Here is a 13,837-nt window from a genome sequence, read left to right on the forward strand (position 1 = left end):
ACAATGTTGAATTGGGACAACGATCAACCCGCGGCCACCGCCGCCGAACCTCAGGACAACGGGGCCTCCAGCCCCGTGGCCTCGACGGCGGCCGGCCTGAACACGGGTACGGGCAGCCGTATCCGCGCCGCCGACAAGCGCATCATCAACGGCGAGACCGACGTCAACCAGCTGGTTCCCTTCAAGTACAAATGGGCCTGGGAAAAATACCTGGCCACGTGCGCGAACCACTGGATGCCGCAGGAAATCAATATGTCGCGCGACATCGCCCTCTGGAAGGACCCCAACGGCCTGACCGAGGACGAGCGCCGCATCGTCAAGCGCAACCTGGGCTTTTTCGTCACGGCCGACTCGCTGGCCGCGAACAACATCGTGCTGGGCACCTATCGCCACATCACGGCTCCGGAATGCCGCCAGTTCCTGCTGCGCCAGGCCTTCGAGGAAGCCATCCACACCCACGCCTACCAGTACATCGTGGAAAGCCTGGACCTGGACGAGTCGGAGATCTTCAACGCCTACCACGAAGTGCCGTCCATCCGGAACAAGGACGAGTTCCTGATCCCCTTCATCGACCAGATCTCGCACCCCGACTTCAAGACCGGCACCGTTGAAAACGACCAGAAGCTGCTGGAATCCCTGATCGTCTTCGCCTGCCTGATGGAGGGCCTGTTCTTCTACGTGGGCTTCACCCAGATCCTGGCGCTGGGCCGCCAGAACAAGATGACGGGCGCGGCCGAGCAGTACATGTACATCCTGCGCGACGAGTCCATGCACTGCAACTTCGGCATCGACCTGATCAATACGATCAAGCTCGAGAACCCGCACCTGTGGACCGAGGAGTTCCGCGCGAAGATCCGGGGCCTGTTCGAAGAGGCCGTGAAGCTGGAATACGCCTACGCCGAAGACACCATGCCGCGCGGCGTGCTGGGTCTGAACGCCGGCATGTTCAAGTCCTACCTGCGCTTCATCGCCAACCGCCGCTGCCAGCAGATCGGCCTGGAGCCGCTCTATCCGAACGAGGAAAATCCCTTCCCCTGGATGGCTGAAATGATCGACCTCAAAAAAGAACGCAACTTTTTTGAGACACGCGTCATCGAATACCAAACCGGCGGGGCGCTTAGCTGGGATTAATACTTGACTGTATAGAGTGTTCCGTTAGACTTCTAGGCGTATAAGGTATCAACCTTATACGCCTGCGTCATTTGCAAAGGGCCAATGCGATTTTCCAGGGCCAGGTCAAATGGGTGTGGACAAACTAAAGACTTGTTCTCAAGGAGCATGATCATGGCAACAGCCAAAAAAGGCGCAGCAAAATCGACCGCCAGCAAAGCGGCCGGCGCAAAAAAAGCAACGCCAGCCAAAACCGCCGTCACCCCCGTGAATGCTGAAGCCCCGAAGGCCAGCCCGACCAGCAGCAAAACCTCCCCAAGCAAGACGCCCGCCAAGTCCTCGGCGACCAAATCCACGACCAAAACCGCCGCCAAGCCGGCCGCCAAATCGGCCGTGAAAAAGGCCGCCGCCAAGAAAGCCGCACCGGCAAAAACGGCAACCAGCGCCGCCAAAACCGTGAAGCCAGCTGCCAAAACGACGACAGCCAAAACCACGACGGCAAAAACCGCCGCCAAGCCGGCCGCCGCCAAAACCACGGCGGACAAAGCCAGCGCGACAACAACCGCCAGCGGCAAAAGCGCTGCCAAAACAGCCGCCAAGCCGGCTGCCAAAGCCGCAACCGTAAAGAAGGCGGCTGCCAAAACAAGCGCGACCAAATCCACGCTGGCCAAACCGGCCGCCAAAGCGGACACAGCCGCCAAGGCAAGCACCAAAAGCACCGCCGCCAAACCTGCCGCCGCCGGCAAATCGGCGGAAAAGCCAGCCGACAAATCCAACGGCAAGGCCGCGGCAAAAACCACGGCCAAACCTGCGGCCAAGCCGGCCGCCAAAGCGGCCGTGAAGACAGCCGCCAAGAAAGCCAGCACCTCCGCAGCCGCCAAAAAGACCGCGGCTCCCAAGAAAGAAGCCAAACCCGTGACCAAAGCAACTGAAACCCCGACGGCCGCCCCGGCCAAGAAGGCCGCCGCCAAGACCGGCAACAAGACCGCCGCCCGCAAGGCCGCCAAGACCGCCGCTCCTGCCGAGCCAAGCCGCCAGGACGTCAACCCCGCCGGCTCCTGGCCCTTCCCCACCGGCAAGCGTCCGTAAGCACGACACGCTGTTACACACAAAGAGCCACCCTCATCCGGGTGGCTCTTTGGCTTTGAGCGCTCGCATGCGACAATCCTTCTTCCTTACATCCACTTGAAGCAACCATGTTCAGCGAAGTCGGCCTTTTCCTAATCAATATCGTCTTCTCGCTCCTGGGCACCATATTGCTGCTGCGCGCCTGGGTCTACGCCCTGCGGGTCCATCCCTTCAACCCGTATTCGCAGGCCATGTTCAAGGTCACGGACTGGCTGGTCCTGCCGCTGCGCCGCCTGGTCAAGGCAGGCCGCTTCTGGGACTGGACCTCGCTGCTGGGCAGCTGGCTCAGCGCCTTGGTGTACCTGATCCTCAGCGCGATGGTCCTGACCGGCTCCTTCTCCGTCCTGGGCAACCTGCCCATGCTGCTGCTGGCCGCCGTCTTCACCGTGCTGCGCTGGGCGCTCAGCCTGGTCTTCTGGATCGTGCTGCTGCAGGCGCTGTTGTCCTGGATCCAGCCCCAGTCGCCCACCATGCCGCTGCTGCGCTCGGTCACCGCCCCGCTGCTCGACCCCATCCGCCGCATCCTGCCGGACCTGGGCGGCCTGGACCTCTCGCCCCTGGTGCTGCTGCTCCTGACCCAGGTGCTGAACATGATCGTCACGCGCATGGCCTTCTCCCTGGTCCCGATCTGAACACGTCTCCTGCCCCAGAAAAGCCACCTGTCACGGTGGCTTTTTTGCAGGCCGTCATAATTTTCAGAGAACTTTCCAGCATTGAATCGTCCCAAGGATGGAAACGGAATAGCCTCGGTTCTCTTGACGTACGGGAGCTATCCCCGCCACAGGCTTGAACGGCGCTTTCACAGAGACCCGCTCTGTCATCGCCCAATTGGTTCGTGTGTGGAGCACGGTAATGAACTGTTCCTGGCTAACCACTGGCTCGAATCATTTGTAAAAAATTCGAGCGCAAGAATCAGGATGTACAGGCCCGCAACCAACCCTATACTGCTCCCATCTCCACAGCACCGGCAGATCAACATGAGCAGCCCCCTTCCCTTGCACGACGCACCCGGCCGCTACAGCGAAGCGGAACGCTTTCTGGCCGGACTGGACGCCGACTGGCAGGCGCTGGTCGAGACCGTCGGCCCCTGCGTGCACCAGCCCCGGCCCGAACGCGACCCCTACGAAGCCCTGGTGCGCGCGGTGGTCTACCAGCAACTGCACACCCGCGCCGCCGACCGCATCCTGCAGCGCCTGCTGGCCCTGTACCCGCACGGCCGCTGCCCCGCCCCCGACGAACTGCTGGCCACGCCCGTGGATGCGCTGCGCGCCTGCGGCCTGTCCGGCGCCAAGACCGCCAGCATCCTGGGGCTGGCCCAGGCGCGACTGGACGGCCGCATCCCCGACCAGCAGACCGCCCTGCTCATGCCCGACCAGGAGCTGATACACGGCCTGAGCCAACTGCGCGGCATAGGCCGCTGGACCGTGGAAATGATGCTGATCTACACCCTGGAGCGCGAAGACATACTGCCCGCCGACGACTTCGGCGTGCGCGAAGGCTACCGGCGCCTGAAGAAACTCGAACAGGCCCCCGCCGCCCGGGTCCTGCGCGAACTGGGCCAGGCCTGGTCTCCCTACCGCAGCCTGGCGGCCTGGTACCTGTGGCGCGTGCCGCGCATCGAGGCCGCCCCCTACGCCACGCAAGCACAGCGCTGGCAGGCCATCGTGGAACGCGACAGCCGCGCCGACGCGCACTTCGTCTATGCCGTCCTGAGCACCGGCACCTACGCCAGCCCGAGCGCCGCCGCGCGCCGTCCCAAACAGGAAAACGTACGCTACTTCGACACGCCCGAGCAGGCGCAGCAGGCCGGCTTTCGCCCCAGCCGCCACCGCCACGCCGACCGCCGCCAGCAGGCCCTGCAGCACCAGCAAGCCGTAACCCAGGCCTGCCGCCTGATCGAAGACGCGGAAAACGCACCCAGCCTTGACGAATTGGCGGCCGCCGTGGGAATGAGCCCCTACCACTTCCACCGCATCTTCAAGGCCCAGACGGGACTGACGCCGCGCGCCTATGCCCAGGCGCATCGCGCCCGGCGCCTGCGCCGCCAGCTGGACGACCCACGGACCCGCATCACCGACGCCATCTACGAGGCCGGCTACGGCGCGCAAAGCCGTTTCTATGAAGAGTCGCAGGCACTGCTGGGCATGCCGGCCAGCGCCTTTCGCAAGGCCGGCCAGGGGGCCACCATACGCTTTGCCATCGCTCAATGCAGCCTGGGCGCATTGCTGGTGGCCGAGAGCGAACGAGGCATCTGCGCCATTTCCCTGGGCGACGATCCGGAACTGCTGCTGCGCGAGCTGCAGGACCGCTTCAAGGCCGCCGAACTGATAGGCGCCGATCCCGGCTTCAACCAGCGCGTGGCACAGGTGGTGGCGCTGGTCGAGACCCCGTCGGCAGGCCTGGCGCTGCCGCTGGACATCCGGGGCACGGCCTTCCAGCAGCGCGTCTGGGAGATCCTGCGCAGCATCCCCGCCGGGCAGACCGCTACCTACACCGAAATCGCGCAACGCATGGGGCAGCCGCGCGCCGTACGCGCCGTGGCCCGCGCCTGCGCCACCAATACCCTGGCCGTGGCCATCCCCTGCCACCGCGTCGTGCGCCAGGACGGCGATCTGGCCGGCTACCGCTGGGGCCTGGACCGCAAGCGCAGCCTGCTGGAACGGGAGCGCTCCTGAAGCCCGGCCGCCCGGCCATGAAAAAACCCGGCCTTGGGCCGGGTTCTTGCGTGTCGCAGGCCCGCAGGCCCCGGAACGGATTTACATGGGCACCACGCGGGTGGGGCCGTTGCCGCTGAGCATGCGCACACGCTGGCCCACCGATAAAGGCACGTCGGCCTCCTGGGCGACCACGCGGGTTTCGCCATTGTCCAGTTGAACGGTGATCTCCAGCCCCTGGGACTTGCCCATGCGGTTTTCCACGGCATTGCCGACCAGGCCGCCCAACAATGCGCCGCCGATGCTGGCAATGATGCTGCCGCGGCCGCCGCCGATCGAGCTGGCCGCCACGCCGCCCATGGCCGCGCCGGCGACCGAACCCACGCCGGAGGTCTGATCCTTCTGGATGGTGACGGGGCGCACGCCCACCACCGTGCCCAGGCGCACGATCTGTTCACGCTGGGCCTGGCCATAGCTGTAGACGGAGCTCGATGCCGACTGATTGGCGCAACCGGCCATCAGGAACACCGGGACGGCCAGGCTCGCTGCCATCAGCAGGCGTACTTTGGGACGATTGAAAAAAGAAGCGTGCATGCGGTTCACTCCGAAAGATGCATCTGGCCTGACCAAGAGATCTGCGCGCGGGCGCAAGGTTACAGGCTGCGTTCGATGCCGAAATGCTGTTTTAGCATAGCCTGAATGTCAGATCGTTTAAATTCATGGTTCTGGGGGCCGTTACTCGCGATTTTAATACTGCCCATCAGGTTGCCCAAGCTGCAGGCTTCCTCGAAGCTCCAGCCTTTTGTAAGCCCATATAACAGGCCGGCGCGATGCGCATCGCCGCAGCCGGTGGGATCGACCACTTCAGTCGCCGGCACCGGAGCAATGGCAATCTCCTGCCCGTCGCGATAAAGCGTGCTGCCATGGGCTCCACGGGTGATCACGGCGGCTTTCAAGCCGGCGGCGATCTGCGTCATGGACTTGCCGGTGCGCTGCTCGATGACCTCGGCCTCGTAGTCGTTGGCCGTAAGAACCTGACACAGTTGCAGCATCTGCAGCAGATCTTCGCCCGAGAACAAAGGCATGGCCTGGCCCAGGTCGAAGATGAACGGCACGCCCATGGCATTCAGGCGCCGCGCATGCGCGAACATGCCATCCTTGGCATCCGGAGCCACGATTCCCCAGCCGGCCTGCTGGCCGGAGAGATCGTTGTCGGCCGAATGCAGCATGGCCCCGGGATGAAAAGAGGTGATCTGGCTGGCAGCCAGGTCGGTCGTGATGAAGCACTGGGGCGTGAACAGTTCGGGCATTACGCGCACCATGCTGGTGTCGATGCCCAGGCCCTCCATGCGCTTGATGTAATCCAGGCCGTCGCCGCCCACCGTGCCCACGGGCACGGGCTGGCCGCCCAGCAGCTTGAGCGTGTAGGAGATGTTGCCGGCGCATCCGCCCCACTCCTTGCGCAGGCTGGGCACGAAGAAGGAGACGCTCAGCGTCTGTATGCTGTCGGGCAGGATATGGTCTTTGAAATAGCCCTCGAAAACGGCGATCGTATCAAACGCGATCGACCCGCATACCAGCACTCGCTCGGACATAACTTACCTTATGGAAAAAAAGGGCTAATCTGATAGCCATTGACTTGAAGGCCCCCGGTATCCAGGGGCAGTTGCACCATCAGTTCGGTGCGCGCCGCAAAGGGTTCGCCGCGTCGCTCCGGCGCCAGGTACTGGGCCGGCTCGATATTGCGCCGGGCAATCAGGGCGCCGGAAAAATCCTTCAGGTCCAGCACCAGCGTGGGCCACTCCTGGGGACGCTCGAATTCATTGCGCAGCGTAAAACGCAGGGTGGAACGCGAACCTTCGCCCGGCTCCTTGTGCAGCGCCGAGGACACCACGCGGATGTCGCCGATGCGGCGCTCGTAGGGCACCTGGCAGCCCAGATTCGCGCAGGCCTGCTCCAGGGCGGGCCGCAGCAGCGGAATGTGGCTGGCGATCTGCACGCGATAGACATAGACCAGCTGGGCCAGCAACACCAGCACGCCCGCTGCGCAGAGCAGTTTCCAGAACACGGACCAGGCGCGCCGGCCCAGCCCGGCTTCGCCCTCGTAACGCGTCTCGCGCTGCATGGCGGGATTGGAGGGAATGACCCAGTCCTCGCCCGAGCCGTCGGCCTGACGCGAGGGATAGGCGGCGCGCAAGGTGCTGGCGCGGTCGCCCACGCTGAAGTCGGGCTCGTTGTCCCCCCAGGAGGATTGGCCGATGTGATGATCGCCGGCGTCGTCCTCGGTGTCCAGGCCGGACACGAAGAAAGAAGCGTCGTCGTCCGTCCGGTCGCGCGCAATCGGGGCGCGGGCGCGAATGACGGACGGATCGGCCGGGGTCACCGGCGCCCTGGCCAGGGCGGAATCAGGAAATTTGCGCACCTGCAGAGAGTCGTGCGCAGACCCCTCGTCGCGCGGCGGGGCATGGCGGGAGTGCTCGACGAAGCGCGGCCCCTGCGCCGGGGCCTGCAGATCGACGTGCTGCACGGCCTGCGTCTGGCGGCGTCCCAGCATCGGTTCGGTCCTGGACGCCGGTTCAGGAGCGGATCGCGGCGCATCATAGGTAGGCTCGGGCGCGTCATCGTCGATGACCTCTTCGAAGCCATCAAAAATATGTGCGCACTGGATGCAGCGTATATAGCCCCGGCGGCGCTGCAGCAGCTCGACGCTGGCTGCAAAAATTGTCCCGCACCGGGGGCAGCGAGTCTTCAACTCCATAAGCCCACCTAAATTCCTGCTGTCCTACACAGACCGTTGCCCGGCCAGACAGACCCAGCCATCGCGCGCCTGCCAGACCGACAGGGACAGATAAGGCGAGTACACCGCGATCATCTCCTCGGCCTGCCAGTCGTAGATGCCCGACAGCACCAGGTGGCCGCCCGGCTTGACACGATTGGCCAGCATGGGCGCCAGCATGCGCAAGGGGTTGGCCAGGATGTTGGCCACCACAAGATCGGTCTGGCCTTGCGGCATTTCGTCGGGCAGCAGCCCTTGCACGTCGACTTGATTGACCTGCGCATTGTAGCGCGTCGAAATGACCGCCTGCTCGTCTATGTCCACGCCCACGGTGTGGCCTGCGCCCAGCTTGCGGGCGGCGATCGCCAGAATCCCCGAGCCGCAGCCGTAGTCCAGCACGGTCTGTCCGCGCTGCACATGGTGCGCCAGCCAGTCCAGGCACAAGTGCGTGGTGGGGTGGCTGCCGGTGCCGAACGCCAGGCCGGGGTCCAGCTCGATGCGCACCAGATCCTCGCCCGCATCCTGCACCAGGGGCAGGTCCTCGTCGTTCTTGTGCCAGCTGGGCACGATCAGGATGCGCTCGCCCACGGGAATGGGGCCGAACTGTGATTGCGTCAGGCGCACCCAGTCGGCGTCGGGCACCTCGCGTACGCTCCATTGAGCCTGCTGCGGATCGAGCACGCCGGCCTCGTACAGGGGTTGCAGCATGTCTTCGGGTTCGACGCCCTCGGGCAGCAGCGCCACCACGCGGTTGTGGTCCCACGCCAGCACCTCCGGCTCAATGCCGGGCTCGCCGTACAGGGGCTGCTCACGATCGGTGTCGCCGTCGGCGTCCTCCACCGACACGGACAGCGCGCCGGCCTCCAGCAAGGCGTCGGACAGACGCTCGGCCTCGTTTTCACGGCAGCTCAATAAGAGTTCACGCATACTTGTCTTCCATAAAGCAAAACAGGGGCGAGCCCCTGTTTTGCATGTTCACTGCCCAGGACGAGACGGCTCGCGACCCCGCCGTCGTCCCTGTGTTTCACTTGCGCTGGGACAGCTTCTGTTCCAGGTAGTGGATGCTGGTGCCGCCGGCCTGGAAGTTGGCGTCCTGCATCAGCTCGCGGTGCAGCGCAACGTTGGTCTGAATGCCTTCCACCACCATTTCCGACAAGGCGATGTCCATGCGGGCGATCGCCTGTTCGCGGGTCTTGCCGTAGGTGATCAGCTTGGCGATCATCGAATCATAGAACGGCGGAACCGTGTAGCCGGCGAACACGTGCGAATCGATGCGCACGCCGGGACCGCCCGGCGTATGCCAGTTGGTGATCAGGCCGGGGCTGGGGGTGAACTTGAACGGATCTTCCGCATTGATGCGGCATTCGATGGAGTGGCCTTCGAACTGGATGTCGCGCTGGCGCAGCACGAACTTCTCGCCCGCGGCAACCTTGATCTGCTCCTGGACCAGGTCGATGCCGGTGATCATCTCGGTGATCGTGTGCTCCACCTGGATGCGGGTGTTCATCTCGATGAAGAAGAACTCGCCGTTCTCGTACAGGAACTCGAACGTGCCGGCGCCGCGGTAACGCATCTTGCGGCAGGCATCGGCGCAGCGCTCGCCGATGCGTTCGATCAGGCGGCGGGGAATGCCGGGAGCGGGCGCTTCCTCGATGACTTTCTGGTGGCGGCGCTGCATGGAGCAGTCGCGCTCGCCCAGCCAGATGGCGTTGCGCTCGCCGTCGGCCAGCACCTGGATCTCGATGTGGCGCGGGTTCTCGAGGTACTTTTCCATGTAGACCTCGGGATTGTTGAACGCCGCCGCCGCCTCGGACTTGGTCGTGGCCACGGCCGTCAGCAGGGCCGCTTCCGTGTAGACCACGCGCATGCCGCGACCGCCGCCGCCGCCCGAGGCCTTGATGATCACCGGATAGCCCACTTCACGGGCTATGCGCATGATTTCCTGCGGATCGTCGGGCAGCGCGCCGTCCGAGCCGGGGACCACGGGCACGCCGGCCTCGATCATGGCTTTCTTGGCCATGACCTTGTCGCCCATCGTGCGGATGTTCTCGGGACGCGGACCGATGAAGACGAAGCCGCTCTTTTCGACGCGCTCGGCAAAGTCCGCGTTCTCGGCCATGAAGCCGTAGCCGGGATGGATGGCTTCGGCGTCCGTGACTTCGGCCGCGGAAATGATGGCCGGCATGCTCAGGTAGCTGTCGCGGGCGGGCGCGGGGCCGATGCAGACGGCCTCGTCGGCCAGGCGCACGTACTTGGCGCCGCGATCGGCTTCGGAATAGACCACCACCGTCTTGATACCCATCTCGCGGCAGGCGCGCTGGATACGCAAGGCGATTTCGCCGCGATTGGCGATTAGGATTTTTTCAAACATGTCATCAACCGATGATGAACAGGGGCTGGCCGTATTCCACGGGGCCGCCGTTTTCGACCAGGATTTCCTTGATCACGCCGGATTTGTCGGCCTCGATCTCGTTGAGCAGCTTCATGGCTTCGATGATGCACAGCGGATCGCCTTCCTTGACCGTCTGGCCCACTTCCACGAAGGGAGCGGCCCCGGGGCTGGGAGCGCGGTAGAAAGTGCCGACCATGGGCGCCTTGACGGCATGGCCTTCGGCCGCGGCGGGCGCGGCGGCAGCGGCTGGAGCCGGCGCGGCGGCGGCCGGAGCGGCCACGACCTGGGCGGCCTGCGCCTCGGGAACGTAAGCCACGGGGGCAGCCGAGCTCTGCGAAAATTTGACGATCCGGACTTTGTCGTCGCCTTCGGTGATTTCCAGTTCGGCAATACCCGATTCGGCCACGAGATCGATCAGGGTTTTGAGTTTTCTAAGATCCATGCATGCTTCCCGCGACGCCGCACTGTCCTAGTGCTGAATCAGAACGGCATCAAAAAAGAAAATTGGTCAAAAAGACGAAGACAGCCGCCTAGCTGTCCAAGGCAAAACGCAGCGCAGCCTCATACCCGAACGCCCCCAGCCCCACGATCACGCCGCGGGCGGCGTCGGAGAGATAGGAATGATGACGGAACGGCTCGCGCTTGTGTACATTGGACAAGTGGACTTCGATGAACGGAATGCCGACACCGGCCAGAGCATCGCGTATCGCCACGCTGGTGTGTGTGTAGGCACCGGCATTGATGATGATGAAATCGACACCCTCGGCGCGGGCCTGGTGGATCCGGTCGACGAGCCCGCCTTCGTGATTACTTTGAAAAAACTGACACTGTGCGCCACGCTGGTCGGCCAGGGCCCGCAAACCGCCATTGATATCCTCGAGGGTCTGATGTCCGTAGACATCCGGCTCCCGGGTACCCAGCAGGTTGAGGTTGGGCCCGTTAAGGACCAGAACATGATTCGCCATAGCGGATTTTTCGTGAAGACAGACCGCCTTTTTACGCTAAAAAGCGCCATTTGTCTATCAACGACGTCGATTACAAGCGGTAACCGAGGGATTCTGCTTTTTCAGGAGAAAACCGGCCGCAGGCCGGAATTTGCCGAAATTGAACGACGAAGTGCGCCATTTAGCGCTGACGCTTGATAACTTCGTCCAACTTTTGCGGATCGATCTGGCCCAGAATCCGTTCGTCCACCCGGCCGTTGCTTCCAAACACCACCGTGAACGGCAAGCCGCCCTTTTTATTGCCCAGGCTGCGCATCTGCCTGACTCCGCCCGGACCGGCCAGGAGGATGTCGTAGCTGACCGGAACGCGCTGCAGGAACTCCTGGACGTTGCTCTTGGAATCCACGGCGATGCCCACGAACTGCACATCCGGATAGCGCTCGTGCAGCGCCTGCAGATCCGGCATCTCCTTGATGCAGGGCGCGCACCAGGTGGCCCAGAAATTGATGACCAGCGGCTTGCCGGCGTAAGCCGACAAGAGCCGGTCCTGGTCCTGGAGATCGGGAAAGCTCTGCGCCAGGAACGGATCGGCGGGCAGCAGACTGGCCCAGGGCGCCGGGTGCAGGGCCAGAAGCCCCGCGCACAACAAGGACCGCCGCAGAAAAAGACGCCTTTGCATACTTGCTCACACTTTAAAAGCACCCCGGGCTTCCCCGGGGTGGAACACATCATTCGGCGATGATAGCACCCGCATCCCGACCAAGTCGGCGCGCCAGATCAAACACTCGACTAAAATGTGGGCCGGAGGATTGTCATGCACATACATATATTAGGCATATGCGGCACATTCATGGGTGGCCTGGCGCTGATCGCCCGATCGGCGGGCCATACCGTGACCGGCTGCGATGCCGGGGTCTACCCCCCCATGAGCACACAGTTGCAGGAACAGGGCATAGCGTTGATCGAAGGCTTCGACGCCAGCCAGACCGAACTGGCGCCCGACCTGTACATCATCGGCAACGTCGTCTCCCGGGGCAATCCCCTGATGGAAGCCATCCTGGACCAGGGCCTGCCCTACATGTCCGGGCCGCAGTGGCTGGGCGAGAACATCCTGCGCGGCCGGCACGTGCTGGCGGTGGCCGGAACCCACGGCAAGACCACGACCAGCTCCATGCTGACCTGGATCCTGGAGCAGGCCGGCCTGGCGCCCAACTTCCTGATCGGCGGCGTGGCGCCCGACCTGGGCGTGTCGGCACGCTTCGACCCCGCGCAGCCGCTCTTCGTGATCGAAGCCGACGAATACGACACGGCCTTCTTCGACAAGCGCTCCAAGTTCGTCCACTACCGTCCGCGCACGGCCGTGCTGAACAACCTGGAATATGACCACGCGGACATCTTCCCCGACCTGAACGCCATCCAGACCCAGTTCCACCACCTGGTGCGCACCATTCCGCGTTCGGGCCTGATCCTGTGCCCGACCGGCGCGCCCGCCCTGGAACAGACGCTCGAGCGCGGCTGCTGGACGCCGGTCAACTACTTCGGCCCCCAGGGCGACTGGGACAGCCGCGACATCAGCCCGACTTCCTTCGAGGTCCTGCGCCACGGCCAGGCCCTGGGCCGCGTGCAGTGGCCGCTGACCGGACGGCACAACCAGCTCAACGCGCTGGCCGCCATCGCCGCCGCGCAGCATGCGGGCGTGGCGCCAGAACAGGCCATCGCCGCCCTGTGCCGCTTCAAGGGCGTCAAACGCCGCATGGAAGTGCGCGGCACCGTCAAGGGCGTGACCGTCTACGACGACTTCGCGCACCACCCCACCGCCATCGCCACCACCCTGGACGGGCTGCGCGGCCAGGTGGGACCGGCCACGCGCATCCTGGCGGTGCTGGAACCGCGCTCCAACACCATGAAGCTGGGCGCCATGGCCGCCCGCCTGCCGCAATCGCTGGAGCAGGCGGACCTGGTGTTCTGCTACGGCGAGACCCAGGGCAAGCACGCCCTGGGCTGGGACCCGACGGTCGTGCTGGCCGAGATGGGCGAGCGCGCCACAGCCTGGAACGATTTGGATAAAATGGTGACTGCCATTGTCCAGGCCAGCCGTCCCGGCGACGCCATCGTGGTGATGAGCAATGGCAGTTTCGGCGGCGTCCACCAACGCCTGCTGGACCGCCTGCCGCGCTGACCCCCCTTCCGTCCCCCCAGGTGCTGTCATGATCCTCTACCTTCACGGCTTTCGCTCTTCGCCTTCGTCCTACAAAGCGCGGCGCATGAAGCAAGCCCTGCAGGAACGGGACCTGCTGCACCTGTGGCGCTGCCCGCAGTTGCCGGCCAGCCCGGCGCAGGCCATCGCCCTGTGCCGGCGCATCCTGGATACGGAACTGGAGGCCGGCCAGGCGCGGGAGCGGCTGTGCATCATGGGGTCCTCGCTGGGCGGCTATTACGCCAGCCACCTGGCCCAGCACTACCGCAGCCGGGCCGTGCTGATCAACCCGGTGGTCTACGCCGGCCGGGATCTGGCCACGCAGGTGGGCGAACACACCTGCTACCACTCGGACGCGCCCTTTCACTTCCTGCCCGAATATGTGGACGAACTGGACGACATCCACGTCCCCCGCCCGGCCGATCCGCAGCAGTTCTACTTGCTGGCGGCCAAAGGCGACGAAGTCCTGAACTGGCGGGAAATGGCGGACTGGTACCGGGGCAGCCGCGGCCACATCGTCGAAGGCGGCGACCACGGCTTCTCGGATTTCGACCCCTGGATACCCGACATCCTGCAGTTCGCCCTGCAACGACCTTAAAAATACTTACCGGATGGCAGCGGCCATCCAGATGGAAC

At 64.3% G+C, this 13,837-nt stretch carries 14 protein-coding genes; 6 read left to right on the forward strand and 8 right to left on the reverse strand.

What is annotated here, in order from left to right:
• The first annotated feature begins 3 nt into the window (after positions 1–3).
• The 4 genes from ACF3ND_RS15025 (at position 4) to ada (ending at position 4,913) form a co-directional block, all read left to right on the forward strand.
• Positions 4–1,131, forward strand: coding sequence for a ribonucleotide-diphosphate reductase subunit beta (locus ACF3ND_RS15025; protein ID WP_394061826.1), 1,128 nt, complete (start codon positions 4–6; stop codon positions 1,129–1,131).
• 153 nt (positions 1,132–1,284) lie between these two features.
• Positions 1,285–2,199: a hypothetical protein gene (locus ACF3ND_RS15030; protein ID WP_394061828.1), complete on the forward strand. Its 915-nt coding sequence runs from the start codon at positions 1,285–1,287 to the stop codon at positions 2,197–2,199.
• A gap of 107 nt (positions 2,200–2,306) precedes the next feature.
• On the forward strand, positions 2,307–2,870 hold the full coding sequence (locus tag ACF3ND_RS15035; protein ID WP_394061830.1) for a YggT family protein: 564 nt from the start codon (positions 2,307–2,309) through the stop codon (positions 2,868–2,870).
• A 345-nt stretch (positions 2,871–3,215) separates the two neighbouring features.
• Entirely contained in the window at positions 3,216–4,913 is a 1,698-nt protein-coding gene (gene ada, locus ACF3ND_RS15040) for a bifunctional DNA-binding transcriptional regulator/O6-methylguanine-DNA methyltransferase Ada (protein WP_394061832.1), read from the forward strand.
• A gap of 81 nt (positions 4,914–4,994) precedes the next feature.
• Here the strand turns inward: ada and ACF3ND_RS15045 are convergent, their stop codons facing one another.
• From ACF3ND_RS15045 to ACF3ND_RS15080, 8 genes are all read right to left on the reverse strand, one after another.
• On the reverse strand, positions 4,995–5,495 hold the full coding sequence (locus ACF3ND_RS15045) for a glycine zipper domain-containing protein (protein ID WP_394061834.1): 501 nt from the start codon (positions 5,493–5,495) through the stop codon (positions 4,995–4,997).
• Positions 5,496–5,545: 50 nt separating this feature from the next.
• The gene (locus tag ACF3ND_RS15050) at positions 5,546–6,487 is read right to left on the reverse strand and encodes a carbohydrate kinase family protein (RefSeq protein ID WP_394061836.1); all 942 of its coding nucleotides are present in this window, start codon (positions 6,485–6,487) and stop codon (positions 5,546–5,548) included.
• A gap of 8 nt (positions 6,488–6,495) precedes the next feature.
• Positions 6,496–7,650 carry a zinc-ribbon and DUF3426 domain-containing protein gene (locus ACF3ND_RS15055; RefSeq protein WP_394061838.1) on the reverse strand — a complete coding sequence of 385 codons (1,155 nt, stop codon included), beginning with the start codon at positions 7,648–7,650 and terminating at the stop codon, positions 6,496–6,498.
• Between the two features lie 24 nt (positions 7,651–7,674).
• A complete protein-coding gene (prmA, locus tag ACF3ND_RS15060) occupies positions 7,675–8,595 on the reverse strand; it encodes a 50S ribosomal protein L11 methyltransferase (RefSeq protein ID WP_394061840.1) in 921 nt (306 codons plus the stop codon).
• Between the two features lie 97 nt (positions 8,596–8,692).
• The gene (gene accC / locus ACF3ND_RS15065) at positions 8,693–10,039 is read right to left on the reverse strand and encodes an acetyl-CoA carboxylase biotin carboxylase subunit (protein WP_394061842.1); all 1,347 of its coding nucleotides are present in this window, start codon (positions 10,037–10,039) and stop codon (positions 8,693–8,695) included.
• Positions 10,040–10,043: 4 nt separating this feature from the next.
• Positions 10,044–10,502 carry an acetyl-CoA carboxylase biotin carboxyl carrier protein gene (accB, locus tag ACF3ND_RS15070; RefSeq protein WP_394061843.1) on the reverse strand — a complete coding sequence of 153 codons (459 nt, stop codon included), beginning with the start codon at positions 10,500–10,502 and terminating at the stop codon, positions 10,044–10,046.
• Between the two features lie 88 nt (positions 10,503–10,590).
• Positions 10,591–11,025: a type II 3-dehydroquinate dehydratase gene (aroQ, locus tag ACF3ND_RS15075; protein ID WP_394061845.1), complete on the reverse strand. Its 435-nt coding sequence runs from the start codon at positions 11,023–11,025 to the stop codon at positions 10,591–10,593.
• Positions 11,026–11,185: 160 nt separating this feature from the next.
• Complete coding sequence (locus tag ACF3ND_RS15080) at positions 11,186–11,683, reverse strand: TlpA family protein disulfide reductase (RefSeq protein WP_394061847.1); 498 nt, start codon at positions 11,681–11,683, stop codon at positions 11,186–11,188.
• A 135-nt stretch (positions 11,684–11,818) separates the two neighbouring features.
• Here ACF3ND_RS15080 and mpl point away from each other — a divergent pair, with 135 nt between their 5' ends.
• A complete protein-coding gene (mpl, locus tag ACF3ND_RS15085) occupies positions 11,819–13,183 on the forward strand; it encodes a UDP-N-acetylmuramate:L-alanyl-gamma-D-glutamyl-meso-diaminopimelate ligase (protein ID WP_394061849.1) in 1,365 nt (454 codons plus the stop codon).
• Between the two features lie 28 nt (positions 13,184–13,211).
• Positions 13,212–13,799, forward strand: a complete 588-nt coding sequence (locus ACF3ND_RS15090) for a YqiA/YcfP family alpha/beta fold hydrolase (RefSeq protein ID WP_394061851.1) — start codon at positions 13,212–13,214, stop codon at positions 13,797–13,799.
• Positions 13,800–13,837: the final 38 nt, after the last annotated feature.

Source organism: Alcaligenes sp. WGS1538 (genome assembly GCF_043187505.1).
Lineage (GTDB): Bacteria > Pseudomonadota > Gammaproteobacteria > Burkholderiales > Burkholderiaceae_B > Alcaligenes.